General features: G+C 70.3%; 21 protein-coding genes. 13 read left to right on the plus strand and 8 right to left on the minus strand.

All coding sequences use genetic code 11. From position 1 onward, the window contains the following. The first annotated feature begins 1 nt into the window (after position 1). From rpmF to BMW88_RS25040, 5 genes are all read left to right on the plus strand, one after another. On the plus strand, positions 2-184 hold the full coding sequence (gene rpmF, locus BMW88_RS25015; RefSeq protein WP_065916643.1) for a 50S ribosomal protein L32: 183 nt from the start codon (positions 2-4) through the stop codon (positions 182-184). A 16-nt stretch (positions 185-200) separates the two neighbouring features. Further along, on the plus strand, positions 201-1,004 hold the full coding sequence (rnc, locus tag BMW88_RS25020; RefSeq protein WP_089954580.1) for a ribonuclease III: 804 nt from the start codon (positions 201-203) through the stop codon (positions 1,002-1,004). 210 nt (positions 1,005-1,214) lie between these two features. After that, positions 1,215-2,072 (plus strand): bifunctional DNA-formamidopyrimidine glycosylase/DNA-(apurinic or apyrimidinic site) lyase, encoded by an 858-nt coding sequence (mutM, locus tag BMW88_RS25030; protein WP_089954582.1) that lies wholly within the window; start codon positions 1,215-1,217, stop codon positions 2,070-2,072. A 168-nt stretch (positions 2,073-2,240) separates the two neighbouring features. Then, entirely contained in the window at positions 2,241-2,567 is a 327-nt protein-coding gene (locus BMW88_RS25035) for a PadR family transcriptional regulator (RefSeq protein WP_089954763.1), read from the plus strand. Beyond that, complete coding sequence (locus BMW88_RS25040) at positions 2,564-3,724, plus strand: HAAS signaling domain-containing protein (RefSeq protein ID WP_089954584.1); 1,161 nt, start codon at positions 2,564-2,566, stop codon at positions 3,722-3,724. The genes BMW88_RS25035 and BMW88_RS25040 overlap by 4 nt, the downstream gene beginning before the upstream one ends. Before the next feature lie 34 nt (positions 3,725-3,758). Here the strand turns inward: BMW88_RS25040 and BMW88_RS25045 are convergent, their stop codons facing one another. Further along, a complete protein-coding gene (locus BMW88_RS25045) occupies positions 3,759-4,199 on the minus strand; it encodes a MarR family winged helix-turn-helix transcriptional regulator (protein ID WP_089954586.1) in 441 nt (146 codons plus the stop codon). 331 nt (positions 4,200-4,530) lie between these two features. On the opposite strand from BMW88_RS25045, the gene BMW88_RS25050 reads away from it, so the two are divergent. From BMW88_RS25050 to BMW88_RS42065, 3 genes are read left to right on the plus strand one after another with little or no spacing between them, the layout of a single operon-like run. Then, a complete protein-coding gene (locus BMW88_RS25050; RefSeq protein ID WP_245778033.1) occupies positions 4,531-7,020 on the plus strand; it encodes a sensor histidine kinase in 2,490 nt (829 codons plus the stop codon). Beyond that, positions 7,017-7,697 carry a response regulator gene (locus tag BMW88_RS25055; RefSeq protein ID WP_089954590.1) on the plus strand — a complete coding sequence of 227 codons (681 nt, stop codon included), beginning with the start codon at positions 7,017-7,019 and terminating at the stop codon, positions 7,695-7,697. Before BMW88_RS25050 ends, BMW88_RS25055 begins: the two co-directional genes overlap by 4 nt. Next, a complete protein-coding gene (locus BMW88_RS42065; protein ID WP_089954594.1) occupies positions 7,694-8,164 on the plus strand; it encodes a hypothetical protein in 471 nt (156 codons plus the stop codon). The genes BMW88_RS25055 and BMW88_RS42065 overlap by 4 nt, the downstream gene beginning before the upstream one ends. A gap of 172 nt (positions 8,165-8,336) precedes the next feature. On the opposite strand, the gene BMW88_RS42070 is transcribed toward BMW88_RS42065, so the two are convergent. Further along, the gene (locus BMW88_RS42070) at positions 8,337-8,804 is read right to left on the minus strand and encodes a hypothetical protein (protein WP_089954597.1); all 468 of its coding nucleotides are present in this window, start codon (positions 8,802-8,804) and stop codon (positions 8,337-8,339) included. 22 nt (positions 8,805-8,826) lie between these two features. Beyond that, positions 8,827-9,564 carry a CAP domain-containing protein gene (locus BMW88_RS25070; RefSeq protein WP_218148198.1) on the minus strand — a complete coding sequence of 246 codons (738 nt, stop codon included), beginning with the start codon at positions 9,562-9,564 and terminating at the stop codon, positions 8,827-8,829. An 80-nt stretch (positions 9,565-9,644) separates the two neighbouring features. Here BMW88_RS25070 and BMW88_RS25075 point away from each other — a divergent pair, with 80 nt between their 5' ends. Genes BMW88_RS25075 through smc form a run of 4 tightly spaced genes read left to right on the plus strand, consistent with a single transcriptional unit; the run spans position 9,645 to position 14,775 of the window. Beyond that, positions 9,645-9,917, plus strand: a complete 273-nt coding sequence (locus tag BMW88_RS25075) for an acylphosphatase (protein WP_089954602.1) — start codon at positions 9,645-9,647, stop codon at positions 9,915-9,917. Positions 9,918-9,949: 32 nt separating this feature from the next. Continuing rightward, a complete protein-coding gene (locus BMW88_RS25080) occupies positions 9,950-10,456 on the plus strand; it encodes a sigma-70 family RNA polymerase sigma factor (protein ID WP_089954605.1) in 507 nt (168 codons plus the stop codon). Further along, positions 10,453-11,043, plus strand: coding sequence for an anti-sigma factor family protein (locus BMW88_RS25085; RefSeq protein WP_089954607.1), 591 nt, complete (start codon positions 10,453-10,455; stop codon positions 11,041-11,043). Before BMW88_RS25080 ends, BMW88_RS25085 begins: the two co-directional genes overlap by 4 nt. Positions 11,044-11,103: 60 nt before the next feature. Further along, positions 11,104-14,775: a chromosome segregation protein SMC gene (gene smc / locus BMW88_RS25090; protein WP_089954610.1), complete on the plus strand. Its 3,672-nt coding sequence runs from the start codon at positions 11,104-11,106 to the stop codon at positions 14,773-14,775. Between the two features lie 228 nt (positions 14,776-15,003). On the opposite strand, the gene BMW88_RS25095 is transcribed toward smc, so the two are convergent. The 3 genes from BMW88_RS25095 to BMW88_RS42075 form a co-directional block, all read right to left on the minus strand. Continuing rightward, positions 15,004-15,717, minus strand: a complete 714-nt coding sequence (locus tag BMW88_RS25095; protein ID WP_089954613.1) for a lysophospholipid acyltransferase family protein — start codon at positions 15,715-15,717, stop codon at positions 15,004-15,006. A gap of 24 nt (positions 15,718-15,741) precedes the next feature. Beyond that, the gene (locus BMW88_RS25100) at positions 15,742-16,080 is read right to left on the minus strand and encodes a hypothetical protein (protein ID WP_089954615.1); all 339 of its coding nucleotides are present in this window, start codon (positions 16,078-16,080) and stop codon (positions 15,742-15,744) included. Between the two features lie 129 nt (positions 16,081-16,209). Further along, positions 16,210-16,707, minus strand: a complete 498-nt coding sequence (locus BMW88_RS42075; protein ID WP_177221285.1) for a tetratricopeptide repeat protein — start codon at positions 16,705-16,707, stop codon at positions 16,210-16,212. 99 nt (positions 16,708-16,806) lie between these two features. On the opposite strand from BMW88_RS42075, the gene BMW88_RS42080 reads away from it, so the two are divergent. After that, complete coding sequence (locus BMW88_RS42080) at positions 16,807-17,730, plus strand: GNAT family N-acetyltransferase (RefSeq protein WP_177221286.1); 924 nt, start codon at positions 16,807-16,809, stop codon at positions 17,728-17,730. On the opposite strand, the gene BMW88_RS25115 is transcribed toward BMW88_RS42080, so the two are convergent. Then, entirely contained in the window at positions 17,680-19,239 is a 1,560-nt protein-coding gene (locus BMW88_RS25115; protein WP_089954624.1) for a sodium:solute symporter, read from the minus strand. The genes BMW88_RS42080 and BMW88_RS25115 overlap by 51 nt on opposite strands. After that, positions 19,227-20,354: an anhydro-N-acetylmuramic acid kinase gene (locus BMW88_RS25120; RefSeq protein WP_089954627.1), complete on the minus strand. Its 1,128-nt coding sequence runs from the start codon at positions 20,352-20,354 to the stop codon at positions 19,227-19,229. The genes BMW88_RS25115 and BMW88_RS25120 overlap by 13 nt, the downstream gene beginning before the upstream one ends. Positions 20,355-20,437 lie beyond the last annotated feature (83 nt).

A 20,437-nucleotide genomic window follows, 5' to 3' on the forward strand; every position in this document is an offset into this window, starting at 1 on the left:
CGTGGCCGTCCCGAAGCGGAAGATGTCGCGCTCGAACACCCGTGCGCGCCGTTCCCAGTGGAAGACGTCTGCCGTGCACCTGGTGGCGTGCCAGAACAAGGCCTGCCGTCAGCCGAAGCCGCAGCACGTCGCCTGCCCGGCCTGTGGTCAGTACGCTGGCCGCCAGGTCGCCCAGCCGGCCTGATCTCCTCGGTTTCGCAGTGGGGGGAAAGCCGCCGCGCGCTCCGCAAGCTGACCGCGCGACCTTGTCCGAAGCGCTCGGCGTCCAGTTGGACGCCGAGCTGCTCGGGCTTGCGCTCACCCACCGGTCCTACGCGTACGAGAACGGCGGACTTCCGCCGAACGAGCGTCTCGAGTTCCTGGGAGACGCCGTGCTGGGGCTGGTCGTCACCGACCACCTCTACCGCACCCACCCCGATCTCCCCGAGGGGCAGCTCGCGAAGCTCCGCGCCAGCGTGGTCAACATGCACGCGCTGGCCGGCGTGGCGCGTGACCTGGGCGAAGGCGGGCTGGGCGCACACCTGCTGCTCGGCCGTGGCGAAGAGCTGACCGGCGGCAGGGACAAGGCGAGCATCCTCGCCGACGGTCTCGAGGCCGTCATCGGTGCGGTGTACCTGCAGTTCGGTATCGAAACCGCACGAACGTTCGTTCACCGGCTGTTCGATCCACTCTTGGCCAAAGCTCCGCTTCTGGGTGCTGGACTGGACTGGAAGACAAGCCTGCAGGAGCTCACCGCTCAAGCCAGTCTCGGCGTCCCGGAGTACCGCGTGGACGACCAGGGGCCGGACCACCGCAAGGAGTTCACCGCCACGGTGCTCGTCGGTGGCCAGCCCTACGGCAAGGGTGATGGGCGCACCAAGAAGGAAGCCGAGCAGAAAGCCGCGGAAGCGGCCTATCATGTTCTGTCGGAGCGGGTCAAGGCCGAGCAGGAGTCGGTCCGATCCGCGAACGGACAGAACGGCGCCTCGGCGACGCCAGGGACCCTCCCATCCGAGGAAGACTGAGACACGCGATGTATGCCACCAGGTACCGCACCAACCGTCGTAGCCGCTCCGCTCGCGGCCCGGTGAACACCTCCCGCAGCGGAGGAATCCAGGGACTTGTGCTGGTCAGGGACACGAGCCGGGCGGGTGTGTGGGTGCTGAAGCCCACCAAGCCGCAGGCCGCCGTGCTCGAGGCGCAGCCCGTCGACGAGGGCAGGTCCGAAGCCTGACGTGCCCGAGCTCCCAGAGGTCGAGGTAGTTCGCCTCGGCCTTGAAGCCCACGTCGCCGGACGGGTCATCTCCTCGGTGGAGGTATTGCACCCGCGAGCGATTCGCCGGCACGACCTGGGCTCCTCGGACTTCTGCGCACGCCTGGCGGGTCAGCCGATGGCTGCCGCCAGGCGCCGCGGGAAGTACCTCTGGGTCGAACTGGCCGACAAGGGCGCCATGCTCGCGCACCTGGGCATGAGCGGCCAAATGCTCGTCCAGCCGTCCTCGGCACCGGACGAGAAGCATCTCCGCGTACGGTTCCGGTTCGCCGATGGCGGACCGGAACTGCGCTTCGTCGACCAGCGGACCTTCGGCGGTCTCGCGCTGGCCGAACTGGTCGAGGTCGACGGCACGCTGGTCCCCGATTCGGTCGCGCACATCGCGCGCGACCCCATGGACCCCCTCTTCTCCCGCGATGCTGCCGTGCGCGCGTTGCGGCTGCGGCACACCGAGATCAAGCGCGCGTTGCTGGACCAGACGCTCGTGTCCGGGATCGGCAACATCTACGCCGACGAGGCGCTGTGGCGCGCGAAGCTGCACGGCACCCGGATGACGGACAAGCTGACGAAGGTGAAGGCCGCCGAGGTCCTCGACGCCGCCGCCGATGTGATGCGTGAAGCGTTGGGGCAGGGCGGGACCTCGTTCGACGCCCTGTACGTCAACGTCAACGGTCAGTCCGGGTACTTCGACCGCTCCCTGAACGCCTACGGGCAGGAGAACCGGCCCTGCAAGCGGTGCGGCGCGGCGATCGTGCGCGAGCCGTTCATGAACCGGTCGTCGTTCTCGTGCCCGCGTTGCCAGCCTCGCCCGAGGGCTTGAGGCTTCCTCTCCCACAGCAGTTCTCCGCGGTGACAACCGGCGCACGAGTCCGGACGTCCTGTGATCGACCCCTCTCCGCCAGCCGTGGCACCTGGCAGGAATGACGCGTTGGACAGTACTGCGCGATGCGTAGTAGTGTTCACGGCGCAACAGCGGGTCGGAGGGGCCATGGACACCAGTCAGCTGCTCAAAGGGGTGCTCGACCTGGCCGTTCTTGCGGTTCTGCGCAAGGACGACGGGTACGGGTACGACGTGGTGCGCAGACTGCGCGCCGGGGGATTGAACGACGTGGGGGACGCGTCGGTGTACGGGACGCTGCGCCGGCTCTACAACGCCGGGATGCTGACCTCGTACGTGGTGCCGAGCGAAGAGGGGCCGCACCGCAAGTACTACAGCATCAACGAGACCGGGCGTGCGCGCCTGGCTGAGTCGAGGGAGACGTGGAGGTCGTTCGCCAGCACGCTGGACGGCCTGCTCGAGGAGGTCGCAGCATGAACACGCAAGCGCTCGGTGTCGAGCACTACCTGGCCGGGATGCGTGCCGCCCTCGACGACCTGCCGCCCAACGAGGTCGCGGAGATCATGGAGGACGTCGAGGCGCACGTCGCCGAGCTGTCCACCGAGCTCGGGGCGAACGAGTCCGTCGAACAGCGGCTCGGGCCGCCCGAGCAGTACGCGCGGGAGCTGCGGCAGGCGGCCGGGTACCCGCCGCGGACCGAGCGGTTGCCGGTCACGACCAAGAAGCAGTTCCTGAGCCGGCCTCGCGCCGCGGCGTGGGGACTGGCGGGCGGCACCGGCGTCACGTTGCTCGCGGGTGCGGCCGCGCTGCGGGAGCCCGCGGTGCTGCTGCTGCCGGTGGTGATCCTGGTGCTGAGCCTCGCGCTCGTGAACGACAGGGGCCCGACGCAGCAGGAGATCATGAACCTGCCGGAGACGGTCAGGCTCAAGAAGTGGCTGACGCCGGAGCCGGGCACGCCCGCCGAGCGGGCGATCACCTACCTCAGGTCGTTGCAGCCCGCGTGGTGGCTGGTCCGGGCCGGGTTGCTCGGGCTCGGTGCCGTGCTGCTCGCCGGCCGCGACATCTTCGGGTTCCTCGCCATCGCCGCCGTCGCCGTCGTGTCGGTGTTCGCCGGGCCGCGGGCCAAAGCCGACCGGCGGTGGCTGTGGTTCAGCCTGCCCGCGTCGGCGCTGGCGGTGGGGTTGCTGTTCCAGGTGATCGACGTGACCGCCGGGCAGCTCGGGTACAACGCCTCCCGGTCGTCGTATCCGGCGCCGATGATGGAGACCTACGAGAACATCTACGCGTACGACGAGAACGGCAAGTTGCTCACGAACGTGCTGTTGTACGACCAGGACGGCAATCCGATCAACGCGTCACGGCAGTACTACGGCTGCCGCACCGGAGATCCGGAACCGGTGATTCCCGCCAACAGGTATCCGCGGCCGAAGATCGACTACGAAAACGGGACCTGCTACACGGTGACACCGAGTGCCACCGCTCCGTCATCGGCACCGGCGAGTTCCGCACCGCCGAGTTCGTCACCGCCGAGTTCTGGGCAGCCGAGTTCTGGGCAGCCGAGTTCTGGGCAGCCGAGTTCCGGGAGCACGCCTTCGAGCTCGGTGCCACCCACTTCCGTGTCACCCAGCAAGTAAAACCTGGAGCGGGACCTGTCGGGGGGTCCCGCTCCTACTTGTTGTCCTGCGGGTCGGCCAGGTGGCGCAATACCGGCATGGCCGAGCGCAGGTGTTCTCGGTCTTCCGGCGAAAGTTCCGCCATTCTTTCACTCAACAGTTCGGCTTCGCCGTGAGCAAGCGACAGGATCGTCTCGCGACCGACTTCGGTGAGCACGACTATCGTGGCTCTGCCGTCGGCGGCGTCCGGCTCGCGACGAACCAGCCCGGTGGACTCCAGGCTGGTCACGACGGTTGTCGCGGTCGGCTGCGAACACAGCGCGCGCACCGCGATCTCGCCGATCCGCATCGGGCCGTGGGTGCTCAGTTCTGACAGCACCAATAACTGGGTGGGTTGCAAACGACGGGCCGGAGCGGCCTGCCGAAGACTTCGCACCAGCCGGTGCACGGCCACCACGAGTTGAAGTGCCTCGTGGTTGGTGACGGTGGTGGGCATCGTTTCTCCGCGCGCATGTGATTGTCCGAATTCGGACACGAACCCTGGAACTTTCCCTCATTCACGCTCCGCGCGCTATCCGCCAACTGCCGATAACCCATTCGGCCGTTGTGGTGACGCGAGGTGTCACACCATGCGTCCGAAGCGCTTGAATGCGCAGGTAAACGACGTAAAAAGTGCGCTGCGGCTCACTCGAACGGTCCCCGCGCTGAAGCATGATTCAGCGCGTCGGATCCGTCATCGGAACTGTGGGAAGGCACACGGGGGTGACCGGGTGGCCCAATGCGTACCCCCGAACAGTCCACGTGGGATCAGGGGTCAGACTGGGCCGGTGAGTGCGAAACCCAGGCGTGGCGAGCTCCGCATCTACCTCGGTGCCGCTCCCGGTGTCGGCAAGACGTTCGCGATGCTCGGCGAAGCGCACCGGCGGCGGGGACGCGGCACGGACGTCGTCGTCGGGTTCGTGGAGACCCACGGCCGCGTGAAGACCGCCGAACTGGTCGAAGGACTGGAAGTCGTGGCGCGCAGGCACTCCGCGCACCGCGGTGTCGACCTCACCGAGATGGACGTCGACGCGCTGCTGGCCCGCGCGCCCGAGGTCGCCGTCGTCGACGAGCTCGCGCACACGAACGTGCCCGGCTCCCGCAACGCGAAGCGGTGGCAGGACGTCGAGGAGCTCCTGGACGCGGGGATCGACGTGTTGTCCACGGTCAACGTGCAGCACCTGGAATCGCTCAACGACGTCGTGCACCGCATCACGGGCGTTCCCCAGCAGGAAACCGTGCCGGACGAAGTTGTGCGCAATGCGAACCAGATCCAGCTCGTCGACCTGACGCCGGAAGCGCTGCGCCGCAGACTCGCCCACGGCGACGTCTACGCCGCGAACAAGATCGACGCGGCCCTCGGCAACTACTTCCGCGTCGGCAACCTCACGGCGCTGCGCGAACTCGCGTTGTTGTGGGTCGCCGACCAGGTCGACGTCGCGTTGCTGCGATACCGGGCCGAACAGCGGATCACGGACACCTGGGAGACGCGCGAGCGTGTCGTCGTCGCCATCACCGGAGGCAAGGAGAGCGAGACGCTCATCCGTCGCGCGCGCCGCATCGCCACGCGCGCGGGTGGAGACCTTCTCGTCGTGCACGTGCTTCGCGGCGATGGCCTCGCAGGTGCAGATCCGCACGCCCTGCAGAAGTACCGCACACTCGCCGACGATGTCGGCGCCACCTTCCACACCGTCGTCGGCGATGACGTACCAACGGCGCTCCTGGAGTTCTCGCGCGGCGTCAACGCCACGCAGCTCGTGCTCGGCACGTCTCGGCGTTCACGGATCGCACGGGCGTTCTCAGCGGGTATCGGCTCCACGGTCGTGCAGGAGTCCGGCCCGATCGACGTCCACATGGTCACGCATCCGGCGACGACGAGCGGCTGGCGCGCACGGGTGGCCGCGAGCCCGCTCAAGCCGAGCCGGCTCGCTTGGGGGTGGTTCCTGGCGGTGGCGGGCCCCGCGCTGGTCACGGCGGCCGGTGCCTCGATGCGCGACAACCTGAACTTCTCCACGAACGTCATCGCGTACCTGCTGGTCACGCTCGTGGTGGCGATCGTCGGCGGGCTCGGCCCGGCGGTCGTGGCCGCGCTGGTCAGCGCGCTGCTGCTGAACTTCTTCTTCACCGAGCCCTTCTTCACGTTCACCATCGACGCGCAGCAGAACGTGCTCACCTTCGTCGCGATGATCATCGTGGGGGTCTCCACCGCGCTGGTGGTCGACCACGCCGCCCGCCGTGCGACGCAGGCAGCGCGCGCACGCACCGAAGCGACGCTACTCGCGACGTACGCGCGCACCGTGCTGACGGATCCCTATCCGCTCGCACGACTGCTGGAGAAGGTGAAGGAGAACTTCGGCCTGACGTCCGTCGCGCTGCTCGAACGTGCCGATGGGGAGTGGCAACGCGTCGCGTGCGTCGGCGGGAGCCCGTGCGACGAGCCCGACGAGGCGGACGTCGACATCGCCGTGACTCCGGACGTGCACCTGGCTCTGCGCGGCCGTTCGCTGCCCGCGTCCGACCGCCGCGTGCTGGAGGCGGCCGCCGGCCAGGCGCTGCTGGCCCTGAGGCAGCAGCGGATGGCCGAGCAAGCCCTCGAAGCCCAGCGGCAGGCATCCCGGACCGAACTGCGCACGGCACTCCTCAGTGCCGTCGGCCACGACCTGCGCACGCCGCTGACCTCGATCAAGGCTTCGGTGGGCTCCCTGCGCGATCCGGAGCTGCGGCTGTCCGAGCAGGACACCGCCGAGCTGCTGGAGGCGGTCGAGGAGTCGGCGGACCGGCTCGCGGGGCTGGTGGACAACCTGCTCGACTCGTCCCGTCTCGCGACGGGCGCGGTCGAACCGCAGTTCCGGGCGGTCGGCTACTACGAGGCCGTGGCGCGGGCGCTGGGAGGCCTGAACGGCGACATCGAGGTCGACGTCCCGGAGTCCCTGCCGCCCGTGCGCGCCGACGTGGGGCTGCTGGAACGGGTGATCGCGAACGTGGCCGGCAACGCGCTGCGCTACGCGGGAGCCGTGGCGCTGCGGGCGTCCGCGCACGGCGACGAGGTGGAGCTGCGCGTCGTCGACCACGGCAGAGGCCTGCCCAGGGGCGCGGCGGAGGAGGTGTTCGCCCCGTTCCAGCGCCTGGGCGACCGCACGCCGGGTGGTGTTGGTCTCGGTCTGAGCGTGGCGAAGGGCTTCACCGAGGCGATGGGAGGCACGATCGACCTGGAGGACACGCCCGGTGGCGGCCTCACCGTGGTGATCTCGCTCCCGGTCGATGAGAGGGTTCCGTGACGAAGGTACTGGTGGTCGACGACGAGCCGCAGATCGTGCGCGCGCTGCGGATCAACCTCTCCGCCCGCGGCTACGAGGTGCTCACGGCCCACGACGGCGCCACGGCCCTGCGGCTGGCGGCCGACGGCAAGCCGGACGTCGTCGTGCTGGACCTGGGCCTGCCGGACATGGACGGCACCGACGTCATCGCGGGCCTGCGCGGCTGGACCACCCTGCCGATCATCGTCCTCTCCGCCCGCACCGGCTCGGCCGACAAGGTCGACGCCCTCGACGCCGGCGCCGACGACTACGTGACGAAACCGTTCGGCATGGACGAGCTGCTGGCGAGGCTCAGGGCCGCCGTCCGCCGCTCGGCCGTGGCGGGCGGGGAGGACGAGCCGGTCGTGACGACCGCCTCGTTCACCGTCGACCTGGCGGCCAAGCGCGTGCTCAGGGACGGTGCCGAGGTCCACCTCACGCCCACCGAGTGGGGTCTGCTGGAGGTGCTCGCGCGCAACGCGGGCAAGCTCGTCGCGCAGCGGCAGCTGTTGCGCGAGGTGTGGGGCCCCTCCTACGAGAAGGAGACCCACTACCTGCGGGTGTACCTGGCGCAGCTCCGGCGCAAGCTGGAACCGGAGCCGGCGCGGCCGCGGCACCTGCTGACCGAGGCCGGCATGGGGTACCGGTTCGAGCCGTGACGGACGCGGGGGCGCGCCGTCAGGGCTTCGGGTCCGGCGCCGCGGAGCTCGGCGAGGAGGACGACGGCGGCGCGGTGGCCGACGACTCGGAGGACGAGGTCGTCGGCGACGGCTCCGTCCACGACGCGGGCGGGTTGCTCTGCGTCTCCGTCGGATCGGCCGGGTTCGTGGTCACCCTCGGCTGCTCCGGAGCGCCCGGCCGCGGTTGTGCCTGGGACTGCGCGGCCTGCTTGCGCTCCGGCGTCGCGGAGGACTTCGGCGCGGCGGACGACACGGTGACGACCACGGTGCTGGTGCTGCCGTCCGGCGCCACGCTCGTGATCGTGTGGACGACGTCCGCGGACGCGCGTTCCGGCGCGGCCTCCTCGCCTGAGGCGGCGAGCATGGACGCCACCGTGGCGAACAGGGTCGCCACCACCACGCCGCCCGCAGCCAGCATGACCGCCGTGCCCATGCGCTTCTTCTGAGCCGCCGGCTCGGCCGGTGACTGCGGATGTTCTTCCTCGAACACACCCATCTCCTCGTGGGAAACCCGGTCGGATGGACTTGCGTTCGAGTTATCGGCGGAAACGCACCAACGCCTCAGCGACGCCACACCTTCGTGTAGCTCTGCGTTACGGCGTGGTGACTGGCGTAACCCTACGGGCTCGTCGTCGTTGTAGTCGGGTCCGACGTGGTGGTCGTGGTCGACGACGACGTCGTGGTGCTCGTCGTGGTGGTGGTCGTCGAGGTCGACGTGTTCACCGGCGGCGGGTCATCGGTCGTCACCGTGGTCGTGGTGCCGTCAGGACGCGTGATCGTCGTGACGCGCGTCGTCTTCTTCGTCGTCGTGGTAGTGGTGGTCGTGCTCGCCGACGAGGACGACGACGAGGTGAGCTCCACGGAGGACGTCGGCGAAGACGTCGGCACGACGCTCAGGGCGTCGCGCACGGCCTCCTTGCGCGGAGGCTGGGTCGCCGGGGTCTCGGTGGCGGTGTCCGAGCCCGCGGCGAGCGAGGCGACGGCGGCGAAGAGGGTCGCCAGCACCACGCCGGACGCGGCGAGGACGACCTGCGGCGCACCTCGGAAGAGGCGCTGGCGCGAGTCCGGTTCCGGGCTCTCGTACACGAAGTTTCCCCTGCTCAAGACGTCAACGGCCGAAGTTCTGGGTCCAGTAGTTGCCGCGGGTGTCAAGACCCAGGCCCATGGTGGTGAAGCTGCAGTTCTCGATGTTCTCGCGGTGGCCGGGGGACTTCATCCAGCCGTCCATGACCGCCTTGGCGTCGCCGTAGCCCTTCGCGATGTTCTCGCCGCCGGGGTTCGGGTAGCCGGCCTCCCTCATCCGCTGGGCGAAGGTCCTGCCGTCCTGCGACGTGTGCGAGAAGTAGTTCTTGGTCGCCATGTCCGTGCTGTGCGCCTGCGCGGCGGTCGTGATGCGGTCGTCGACCACGAGGGCCCGGCAGCCCTTGGCGGCGCGGGCCTGGTTCACCAGCGCGAGCACGGCCTGCTCGGGGGACTGGCCCGCCGGCGGCGAAGGGGGCTTCGGCGAGCTCGTCGGCTTGGGCGCTTCGGGGGGCGTCGTCGTGGTGGTCGTCGCCTGGGACGAAGAAGAGGAGGGGGTGGCCGTCGTCGAAGAGGTGGTGGGAGCGGAGGACGACGGCGATGACGATGCCGTGGGGGTGCCGACACCCGTGTTGTTGTTCTCGGACGTCGTCTGCCTGCCGGGGGTGGCGGCGCTGCCCGTTCCGAACTGGTTCGCTGCTCCGGTGCTCTCCTGCTGCGCGGCGTTGGTGAAGCTGAGGCCGAGAGCGGAGGTGCCGGTGACGGCGAGACCGCCGACGCCGGTCGCACCGATCAGCAGGCCGAGTAAGAGGCTGCGGGCACTCACGGCTCGGGACGGTACCACTAATGGGTGACACCCGAGAGTGCGTTGCTAGTCACCTTGGGTGACTACGCAACCATTCAGGGGTGGACGTACGACTGAACGCCTGGGTGCGCGGACGGGTGCAAGGGGTCGGTTTCCGCTGGTGGACGCGAGCCAGGGCGCTGGAGCTGGGCCTCGTCGGCAGCGCCTCGAACCGGCCGGACGGCCGCGTCGAGGTCGTCGCGGAGGGACCGCGGGAGAAGTGTGAACAACTGCTGGTGGCTCTCCGATCGGGTGACACCCCGGGGCACGTCGAGTCCGTCGGTGAGCAGTGGTCCGCCGCCAGGGGTGGCCTGACCGGCTTCGCGGAGCGCTGAACCTTTCGAAACGAGGTGGCGTAGTAGGGGTCGTGGACTCCGCCGAAGACGTCCTCATCCAGCTCTACGACCGCTGGAGAGGCCCGCTGCTGCACTACGTGCTGCGGCTCGTCGACGGTGACTACCAGCAGGCGGAGGACGTCGTGCAGGAGACGCTGCTGCGCGCGTGGCGGCACCACGACGAGCTGAAACCGGACGACGCCGCGCCGTGGCTCTACACGGTCGCCCGGAACCTGGTCATCTCCGGGTACCGCCGCCGCAACGCGCGTGCGACCGAGGTGCCGCTCGAACCGGTGGACCTGCCGCCGGTCGGCGACGGGATCGAGCACGTCCTGCAGACGTGGCAGATCGCGTCGGCGCTGCGGGCGCTCACGCCCGAGCACCGGGCGGTCGTCGTCGAGCTCTACTACCGCCGCCGCACCGTCGCGGAGGCCGCCAAGACGCTCGGCATCCCGCCGGGCACGGTCAAGTCGCGCTGCTTCTACGCGCTGCGGGCGCTGCGCGACGCACTGGAGGAGAGAGGGGTGACCGAGGCGTGAGCTGCAAGCACACCGTCGACGCCGGCGCCTACCTCTTCGGATCGCTCGAGCTGAAGGAGCGGTCCGCGTTCGAGCGCCACCTCGGGACGTGCGAGGCCTGCCGGGCCGAGCTGCTGCGGCTGGCCCCGCTGCCGGGCCTGCTCGGGCGGCTCAGCCTGGCCGACGTCGAGAACCTCGACGTCCTGCCCGCCCGCCCGCCGGGACCGGACCGCCACCGCCGGGTGGTGCTGGTCTGCGCGGCCGTCCTCGCGGCGCTCGCGCTGGCCGGCGGGATCCTGTTCCTGCCGGCACCGGCGGCGCCCACGTGGGCGGCGGAGGACCCCGGCACCGGCGTGAACGGCGAGGTGGCGATGGTGCAGAAGTCGTGGGGCACGGAGATGTGGTTCAAGCTCAGCGACGTCAAACCGGGCGCGCGCTGCAAGGTCGTCGTGTTCGACCGGCGGGGCCAGCGCGAGATCGGCGGCTGGTGGGGCTCCGACCACGGGCCCGACGAGCGGATTCCCGGGTCCACGTCGTTCCGGGTCGACCAGATCGACCGGCTGGAGGTGTCGGACGAGAGCGGCCCGCTGGTCACCCTGCGCCCGTAGAAACGCAAGCCGGGACCCGCGTCCCGCGACCGGCGCAAGCGCTTGGGTACTCTGCGCGGCGTGCACCTCAAGAGCCTGACGCTGAAGGGCTTCAAGTCCTTCGCCTCGGCTACCACGCTGCGCTTCGAGCCCGGCATCACCTGTGTGGTCGGCCCCAACGGGTCCGGCAAGTCCAACGTGCTCGACGCGCTGCGCTGGGTCATGGGCACGCAGGGCGCCAAGGACCTGCGCGGCGGCAAGATGGAGGACGTCATCTTCGCCGGCACGTCCGGCCGCGCGCCGCTCGGCCGCGCCGAGGTGACGCTCACGATCGACAACTCCGACGGCGTGCTGCCGATCGAGTACACCGAGGTGTCGATCACCCGCCGGATGTTCCGCGAGGGCGCCACCGAGTACGAGATCAACGGCAGCTCGTGCCGCCTGATGGACATCCAGGAGCTGCTCTCGGACTCCGGCATCGGCCGCGAGATGCACGTGATCGTCGGTCAGGGCCAGCTCGCCGCGATCCTCGAGTCCAAACCGGAGGAACGGCGCGCGTTCGTCGAGGAGGCGGCCGGCGTCCTCAAGCACCGCAAGCGCAAGGAGAAGGCGCTGCGCAAGCTGGAGGCGATGCAGGCCAACCTGACCCGCCTCACCGACCTCACCGCCGAGCTGCGCCGCCAGCTCAAGCCGCTGGGCAAGCAGGCGGAGATCGCCCGCCGCGCCCAGGTCGTCCAGTCCGAGCTGCGCGACAGCAAGCTGCGGCTGCTCGCGGACGACCTCGTGACGCAGCGCGAGGCCATCGCCAGGGAGGAGCACGACGAGGCGAAGGCCCGCGCGCGCCGCGCCGAGGTCGAGAAGTCGTTGCAGGCGGCGCAGTACCAGCAGAACGAGCTGGAGGAGCGGGTCGCCGCCGACTCGCCGAAGCTGCAGGCCGCCCAGGACACCTGGTACCGGCTGTCCGCTCTGGAGGAACGCCTGCGCGGCACCGTGCGGCTCGCCGCCGAACGCGCCAGGCACCTCTCCGCCGAGCTGGACGCGCCGAGCAGGGGCCGCGACCCCGACGACCTCGACCGCGAGGCCGAGGAGACCGCCGAGATGGAGCTGGAGCTCCAGGAGGGCGTGACCGAGGCGCGCATCGCGCTCGCGGAGGCCGTGGAGACGCGCGCCGAGCTGGAGCGCATGGTCTCGCAGGCGGAGAAGGCGCACATGGCCGCCGTCCGCGCGATCGCCGACCGCCGGGAGGGCCTCGCGCGCCTGTCCGGTCAGGTGGAGGCGTTGCGCAGCAAGACGAACGCCACCGCCGAGGAGATCGAACGCCTCTCCGTCACCCTCTCCGAGGCCACCGAGCGCGTCGAGCTCGCGTCGATGGAGCTGGCCGAGGCGCGCGAGATCACCGGCACCGAGGACGAGGACGACCACGGCCTCGACGAGCGCCACCGCCAAGCCGTGCAGGCCAACGACGCGGCGCGGCAGCGCGTCGAGGAGCTGGTGAAGGCCGAACGCACCGCGGAACGCGACATCGCGTCGTGGCGTGCCCGCGTCGACGCGCTGTCGCTCGGCCTGACTCGCAAGGACGGCGCCGGCGCGCTGCTCGCGTCGGACGTTCCCGGCCTGCTGGGATCCGTCGCCGCGCTGCTCACGGTCGAGCCGGGTTTCGAGGTGGCGCTGGCCGCCGCGCTCGGCCCGATCGCCGACGCCGTCGCGGTGTCGTCCGGCGACGGCGCGCTGCGGGCGCTGAAGCTGTTGAAGGAGAAGGACGCCGGCCGCGCGGGCGTGCTGATCGGCTCGCCGGGGTCCGCTGTGGACACCTCGCGGTGGGGACAGCTGCCCCACGGGGCGAAGTGGGCGATCGACGTCGTGCACGCGCCCGAGGCGCTGCGTCCGGCCCTGGCTCGTGCGCTCGACCGCCTCGCGGTGGTGGATGACCTGGACACGGCCGCACGTCTGAACGTGCGCGCGGTGACCCGCGATGGCGACATCTTCGGCGCGGACTGGGCGGTCGGCGGCTCCGGCGGCCGCGGCCAGAGCGTGATCGAGGTCCAGGCGGCCGTCGACGAGGCACAGGAAGCCCTGGCGACCGCGGAACGCGCGCTGGAGCACGCGTCGGCGGCGCTGGAGGGCGCCCGCGCCGAGCAGCAGGCCCGCCGCAAGGTGCTCGACGCCGTCAAGGAGGCCGTGCAGGAGGCCAAGGTCCGCCAGGCCCGGTCCGGCGAGCGGCTGAACCGCATGGCCGCGGCGGTGCGCGCGGCGGAGGCCGAGGTCAGCCGCATCAGCGAGCAGCGGGCGAAGGTCGAGCGGTCGCGCGAGGAAGCCCTGCTCAAGCTCGGCGAGCTCGAAGAGCGGCTGCTGATGGCCGAGGAGGAGCAGACCCTCGAGGACGAGCCGGACACCGACCAGCGCGACGCGCTGGCCGCGGAGCTGGCTCAGGCCCGTCAGGCCGAAATGGACGCGCGGCTCGTGCAGCGCACCGCTGAGGAGCGCGCACGCGCGGTGCAGGGCAAAGCAGACGCACTGCGCCGTGCCGCACGCGCTGAGCGCGAGGCACGCGAACGCCACGCCCGCGCGACGCAGCACCGCGCGCGTGGCGCCCAGGTCGCCAAGGCCGTGGTCCGCGCCGGCGAGCGGGCGCTGGAACGCATCGAGATCTCGCTGGCCCGCGCCGCCCGTGAACGCGACCAGGCCCAGGAACGCCGCGCCCAGCACGAGCTGCTGCTGACCCAGGTGCGCAACCTGGTCCGCGAGATGTCCGGCGAGCTGGAGAAGCTCGTCGACGCCGTGCACCGCGACGAGGTCCTGCGGGCCGAGCAGCGCCTGCGCATCGAGCAGCTCGAGACCAAGATCGCCGAGGACTTCGGCATCGGTCTGGACGACCTGGTCAACGAGTACGGTCCGGACGCCATGGTGCCCGCGTCGGCCGCGGAGATGGCCGAGTACCAGGCCGCCAAGGAACGCGGCGAGCAGGTCTCCGAGCCGCAGCCGATGCCGTACGACCGCGACACGCAGGCCCGGCGCGCCAAGCGCGCCGAGCGCGACCTCTCGTTGCTGGGCAAGGTGAACCCGCTCGCGCTGGAGGAGTTCGCCGCGCTGGAGGAGCGCTACAAGTTCCTCTCGACCCAGCTCGAGGACATCAAGGACACCCGGCGCGACCTGCTGACCGTCGTGAAGGAGGTCGACGACAAGATCCTGGAGGTCTTCACGTCGGCCTACGAGGACGTGGCGCGCGAGTTCGAGGTCGTCTTCAAGGTCCTGTTCCCCGGCGGCGAGGGCCGGCTGGTGCTGACCGAGCCCGACGACATGCTGACCACCGGCATCGAGCTGGAGGCCCGCCCGCCCGGCAAGAAGGTCAAGCGCCTGTCGCTGCTCTCCGGTGGCGAGAAGTCGCTGGCCGCCGTCGCGATGCTGGTCGCGATCTTCCGCGCCCGCCCCTCACCGTTCTACGTGATGGACGAGGTCGAGGCGGCGCTGGACGACACGAACCTGCACCGGCTGATCAGCCTGTTCGAGCAGCTCCGGGAACGGTCGCAGCTGCTGATCATCACGCACCAGAAGCCGACCATGGAGATCGCGGACGCGCTGTACGGCGTCTCGATGCGCGGTGACGGCATCTCGCAGGTGATCTCGCAGCGGCTGCGCACCGGGGACGAGTCCGCACGGGCGGCGGCCGCCAAGGTGCCTGCCGAGCCCGCCACGGAGGCAGCAGAGGTCTCGCCGGAAGCGCCCGAGGCCGCACCGGGAGCTTCCGGGGCCTGAGAGGGCGGCCGGAGCGGGTGCCCAGGGCGTGAACCAGCCCCGGCCGCGGCCTCTGCTTCAGGCTGCGCCAGCGCGGCGACCTTCCTCCCGGTGAGGGAGGTCCCCCACATCGCCGAGCGGACGCAGCCCGGCGCCGCGAGGGGCGAAGCCCCCCAGTCGCACCTCACCGCTCGCGTGCGCAGAACCCACTCTGCCCGACGGGGCTTGTGAAAACCTTGTACCGCCTGGTCACCGTCCCGAGCGGTCCAGCTCCGCCGCTTCCTCCGGCGTCGGCGCGGTGCCGCCCAGGTGCCGCGGCGCCCACCAGGCGCCCGGCTCGGTCGGGTAGCCGGCCTGCGCGACGTCCAGCAGCTCCTGCATCCGCCGGCGCAGCAGGGCGTCCCCGGAGTCGTCCGGGGAGGCTTCGAACGGCTCGCCGACGAGGATGGTGATGGGCACGTGCCGCTGGGTGAGGTCCTTGGGGCGGCCCTTGGTCCAGAGCCGCTGGGTGCCCCACAGCGCGACGGGGATGAGCGGCACGCCGGCTTCGTGCGCCAGGCGGTTCGCGCCGGACTTGATGTCCTTGACCGTGAACGAACGGCTGATGGTGGCCTCGGGGAAGATCCCGACGACCTCGCCGGTGCGGAGCGCGGACAGGGCCTGCTGGTAGGAGGCCTGGCCCGCGCTCCGGTCGACGGGGATGTGGTGCATGCCGCGCATGAGCGGGCCTGCGATCTTGTTGGCGAAGATCTCTTGCTTCGCCATGAACCGCGTGAGGCGCTTCGAGGGGTGCGCTCCGTAGCCCGCGAAGATGAAGTCCAGGTAGCTGACGTGGTTCGACGCCAGCACCGCTCCACCGGTGCGCGGGACGTGGTGCGCCCCTTCGACGGTGATCCGCAGGTCCAGCACCCTGAACATGAGCTTTGCCGCGGCGATCACCGGGGGGTATACGCGATCCGACATGCTTCCGAACGGTAGCCGGAAAAGCTACTGGCCGGTAGCGGCCCCTTCGTGTTCTCGCATGACCCTTGGCACACCCGCCAGGTCCTCGTCGTTGCACAGCAACTTGAGGTCGTAGTACGGGTTGCCGTGGGTGTCGTCGTAGTCGAGGTGGACCGCGATGACGTCCACGGGCTCGCCAAGCCACTCCTGGGTCTGCCGCAGCCAGGCGGCGGCGCGCTCCAGGGCGGCGGGCAGATCATCGTCTCGGAATTCGACCGGCCGGTACGGAACTCCCTGGACGCTGTCCCGGTTGTTCGGCGGCAAGGGCAGGTCGACGGCCACCCCGGTTTCGTTGAGATCGAGTTGGATCGTTTCCTCACTCACCGTAGAAGAGTCCCTCACCCTCACCAGCCCTGCAAGCCCGAATCTGGGGGAGGTGCCGGTGGCCGTGCGCGACCGGGAGGCGGCATACCAGCGCCGAAGAGGCCATCTGTGTGAGTGTTGTCTCGCACGTCACACGGCGCGCTTCAGGAACTCGATGTCGCGCTTCACCCTGGTGATCCGGTGGTGGCTGGGCATGAGCACGCGCGACAGGGCGGCCAGCAGCCGCTCCAGCTCGCCGGCCGCGCCCGCGGCGTCACCGGCCGCGTAGCGCACGCTGGCCAGCAGCTGCCGGGTCTCCAGGACGTCCGGGTGCTCGGGGCCGAGCACCCGGAGCTGGTCGCGCAGCAGGGGCTCGCACACGCCGATGGCCTCGGTGTGCCGCGCCGCCGCGCCGAGCACCTTCGCGAGGTCCAGCCGGACGCCGAGGGTGTCGGGGTGCTCCGCGCCCGCCGCCTCCGTGCGGTCCTCGACCAGCGTCCTGAACTCGGTGACCGCTCGCCGGAAATCACCCGCATGGGCTCTGCCCTCGGCCAGGGCGCCCCGCGCGGACAGGGTGTCGGGGTGGTCGGCGCCGAGCGCGGCTCGCCGGGCGGCCACGAGCTCTTCCAGTTCTCGGACGGAGTCCATCCGCGCCATTCTATAGAGCTGTGCGCCCGGCCGCCCGTGGCTCGGGACGTCCGGAAAACTCCCTCGCTTCGAACGGCCGTGCGAGCAACCATTCCTCTTATGTACGACATCCGTTTCGCCGAACCTGGCGACCTCGGCGCCACGATGGCGCTGCTGGTCCGGCTCCAGGCCGACAACGCGCATCACATCGGTTACCTCGGTGAGACAGTCGAAGAGCTCCGCGCCGAGCTCGGCGAGTTCGAGCCCAGCTGGGCCGACTGCACCGTGGTGGCCGTCGACGCCGACGACAACATCACCGGCATGCTCAGCGTGGAGATCGACCCCGAACTGGGCCGCGCGTGGCTGCACGGACCGTTCGTCGACGTACCGGTCAACCACCCCGCGGGCAGCCGCATCTGGGACCAGACCGCCGACGCGCTGTTCCTGCGCGCCGCCGAGCTCCTCGCCGGCGTCACCGACCTCGAGCTCTACGGCCACACCGCCCACCGGCGGCTGGCCGCGTTCGCCGAACGCCACGGCTTCGCCGCCGGCAAGGCGAGCGCCATCCACGTCCTCGACAACGGGGACCTGCGCACGTTGCTGCTGCGGGACGCGAAGTGCCCCAGCGAGCGCGAGATGCGCGTCCTGCCGACCGATCCGTTCGTGCACGAGGCCGTCGCGGTGCTGCACGAGCGATGTTTCCCGCGGACGTACCTGTCCGGCAAGCAGCTCGTCGAGTCGAAACCGGAGACCCGCACGGTCGTCGTCGCGATGGACGGCCAGCGGGTGCTCGGGTACGCCGCGGGCAAAGCACAACCCGAGGAGTACTACGTCGACTTCGTGGCGGTGGAACCCGACGTCCGCGGTCAGGGCGTGGGCGCCGCCCTCGTCACCGAGCTGCTGTGGAAGCTCGCGGCGGACCACGGTGCACGACCGCAGGCCGCCGCGTCGATCTACTCCGGCAACGAGTCGTCGCAGCACATGTTCGCGCGCCTAGGCTTTCGCCTGCACGTCGAGCTCGTCGCGTACCGGCACACCGCGTGAGTGCCGCAGTGAGAGCAACCCGCCCACCACCAGGGTGACCGCCACGCCCAGAGGTGTGTTCCACCACCCCGTCAGCGACTTGCGCGTCGCGTCCGCCTTCGCGAAGTCGATCGTCGGCGTGCTGCCGGCGAACTTGACGCCGAGGATGACGAAACCGACCACCAGCACCGTCGTCACGAACGCGATGATCGCGTCCACCTGCGTGACGCGCTTGAAGACCAGGCCCAGGAGGAAGGCCCCGAGCAGCGCTCCGTAGGTGTAGCCGGCGATGCCCAGCGCCTGCACCACGATCGGGTCCGCGGTGGTCTTGTTCGAGGAGGCGAACAGGCCCGCGCACACGATCAGCAGGCCCGCCCACACCAGGGTCCAGATCCGGCCGTGGCGCAGGCGCTCGTCGTCGGTCATCGGGGTCTTGCGGACGCGCTCGTAGACGTCGGTGACCGTGCTGGAGGCCAAGGCGCCCAACGACGACGACAGCGCCGCGGCGAGGATGCCGGCGATGACGAAGCCGGACAGGCCGCTCGGCAGGTCGTTGACGATGAAGTGGGCGAACAGCTCGTCCTTGTTGCCCAGCCCCAGGTCCTTCACCGGGTCGACGCCGGCGTAGAACGCCCACATCATCACGCCGATGAACAGGAAGAAGGCGAACTGCAGGAACACCACGAACCCGGAGGCGATCAACGCCTTCTGCGCGGACTTCACGTCGCGCGTGGCCATGAGCCGTTGCACGATCAGCTGGTCGGCGCCGTGCGAGGCCATCGACAGCAACGCGCCGCCGAAGAACGCCGCGATGAACGGGTAGGCGCCCGTCAACGGTGACGAGGTGAAGTCGAAGAGCTGGAACTTGTTGACGTCGGCGGCCTTGCCGAGCCAGCCGTCCGGCAGCCGGCCGGCCAGCACCCAGATCACCACGATGCCGCCGAGGACGTACCAGAGCATCTGGATGGCGTCGACCCACACGACCGCGCGCACGCCGCCGAAGAAGCTGTACAACACGATCACGATGCCCAGTGCCAGCACGATCACCCAGTACGACGCGGTGATCCCGTACTGGGCGAGCACCACCTTGATCGGGATCGCCGTCGCGAAGAGCCGGATGCCGTCCGCGAGCAGGCGCGTGAAGAGGAACGTCACCGACGCCGTGGCGCGCATCCCGTTGCCGTAGCGCTTGCCCAGGAACGCGTACGCCGTGACGAGGTCGCCGGCGATGTAGCGCGGCAGCAGCACGAAGCTGACGATGATGCGGCCCACGATGTAGCCCAGCGCGAGCGTCAGGTACGTCATGCCGCCTTGCGCGGGCGTCGCCATGTAGGCGATCACCGGGACGCTCAGCACGGTCAGCGTCGACGTCTCCGCGGACACGACCGACAAGCAGACGACCCACCACGAGATGCGCTTCTCGCTGACGAAGTAGTCGGTGGACGACTTCTGCCTGCCGCCGATCGCCATGCCGAGCAACGGCATGCCGACGAGGAACAGGACGATGATCGCGAGGTCTAGTGCACGCACTTCGGTTCCCCCACTTCCAGCTTGGTCACCGGACCGGTGACGGGTTCGGGCAGCCGCAGCGGCCCGCTCCCCGGTGTGATGCTGCCGAGCAGCCGCGGCCCGGACGCGCCGGTCGCGGAGGGCGTGTTGCCCGGGATCCCGTGCCACGTCAGGAACCCGAGCAGAGCGGCGAGGTAGGCCTCCTTGCCGTCGCGCGGCAGGCCGAGCGAGTCGCTGATCCGCACCGGGATGGGATCGAGCGCCTTCGTGAGCGCCTCGACCAGCACCGGGTTGCGCATGCCGCCGCCGGAGGCGACGACGGTGCTCGCGTCGTGCGCGCGGCAGGCGTCCGCGATGGTGCGGGCGGTCAGCTCCACGAGGGTTCTGAGCATGTCCTCGGCCGGGACGGTGGGGAAGCCCTGGAGGTAGCCGGCGTTGAAGAGCTCCTTGCCCGTCGACTTGGGCCACGGCTTGGCGTAGTACGGGTCGGCGAGGAGCCGGGAGAGGACGTCCTCCCGCACCCGGCCGCGCCGGGCGATCTCGCCGTTCGTGTCCTGGCGGCGCCGGCCGCCCGAGATGACCTCCACGACGGCGTCCAGCAGCGCGTTGCCGGGTCCGGTGTCGTAGGCGATCGGCGGGCTGCCCGGACGCACGACGGTGATGTTCGCGATGCCGCCGATGTTCAGCGCGACGGCGGGCGCCTGCCCGGCGAGCCAGAGCGCGTCGAGGGTGGAGGCGAGCGGGGCGCCGTGCCCTCCGGCCGCGACGTCGCGGACCCGCAGGTCGGCGACCACCGGGACGCCGGTGCGCTCGGCGATCCAGGCGGGCTGGCCGAGCTGCAGCGTGCCGAGGCAGTCGCCGTCCTGCACCTCGTGGTGGACGGTCTGGCCGAGCGAGCAGATCAGGTCCGCTGGCAGGTACCCGGCGGCGACTTCGCCGAAAGCCTGCCCGAGCGAGGTGTCGAAGGCGCACACTTCGGCGAGGTCCCGCGGCGTGGCGAGCAGGTCGTCCGGGAACGGGTGCTCGGCGCACTGCACCGGTACGAGCTCGACGACGTCACCGTTGATCGACAGGTCGGCGACGGCGACGTCGATGCCGTCCATCGACGTCCCGGAAATCAGTCCGATCACCTTCACGACGTGTGGTCTATTCCACACCGTGGCCGGGCGCAAGAGCCGTGGTGAAATTTTCGCCGAATCGAGCACTAAGTGGTTGACGG

The organism is Lentzea xinjiangensis (assembly GCF_900110955.1).
GTDB classification, from domain to species: domain Bacteria; phylum Actinomycetota; class Actinomycetes; order Mycobacteriales; family Pseudonocardiaceae; genus Lentzea; species Lentzea xinjiangensis.

Coding starts and splice junctions, on each gene's coding strand:
- BMW88_RS25035 (WP_089954763.1), top strand. CDS start 2,241: ATGGACACCAGTCAGCTGCTCAAAGGGGTGCTCGACCTGGCCGTTCTT.
- BMW88_RS25040 (WP_089954584.1), top strand. CDS start 2,564: ATGAACACGCAAGCGCTCGGTGTCGAGCACTACCTGGCCGGGATGCGT.
- BMW88_RS25045 (WP_089954586.1), bottom strand. CDS start 4,199: ATGCCCACCACCGTCACCAACCACGAGGCACTTCAACTCGTGGTGGCC.
- BMW88_RS25095 (WP_089954613.1), bottom strand. CDS start 15,717: ATGTCGGATCGCGTATACCCCCCGGTGATCGCCGCGGCAAAGCTCATG.
- BMW88_RS42075 (WP_177221285.1), bottom strand. CDS start 16,707: ATGGACTCCGTCCGAGAACTGGAAGAGCTCGTGGCCGCCCGGCGAGCC.
- BMW88_RS42080 (WP_177221286.1), top strand. CDS start 16,807: ATGTACGACATCCGTTTCGCCGAACCTGGCGACCTCGGCGCCACGATG.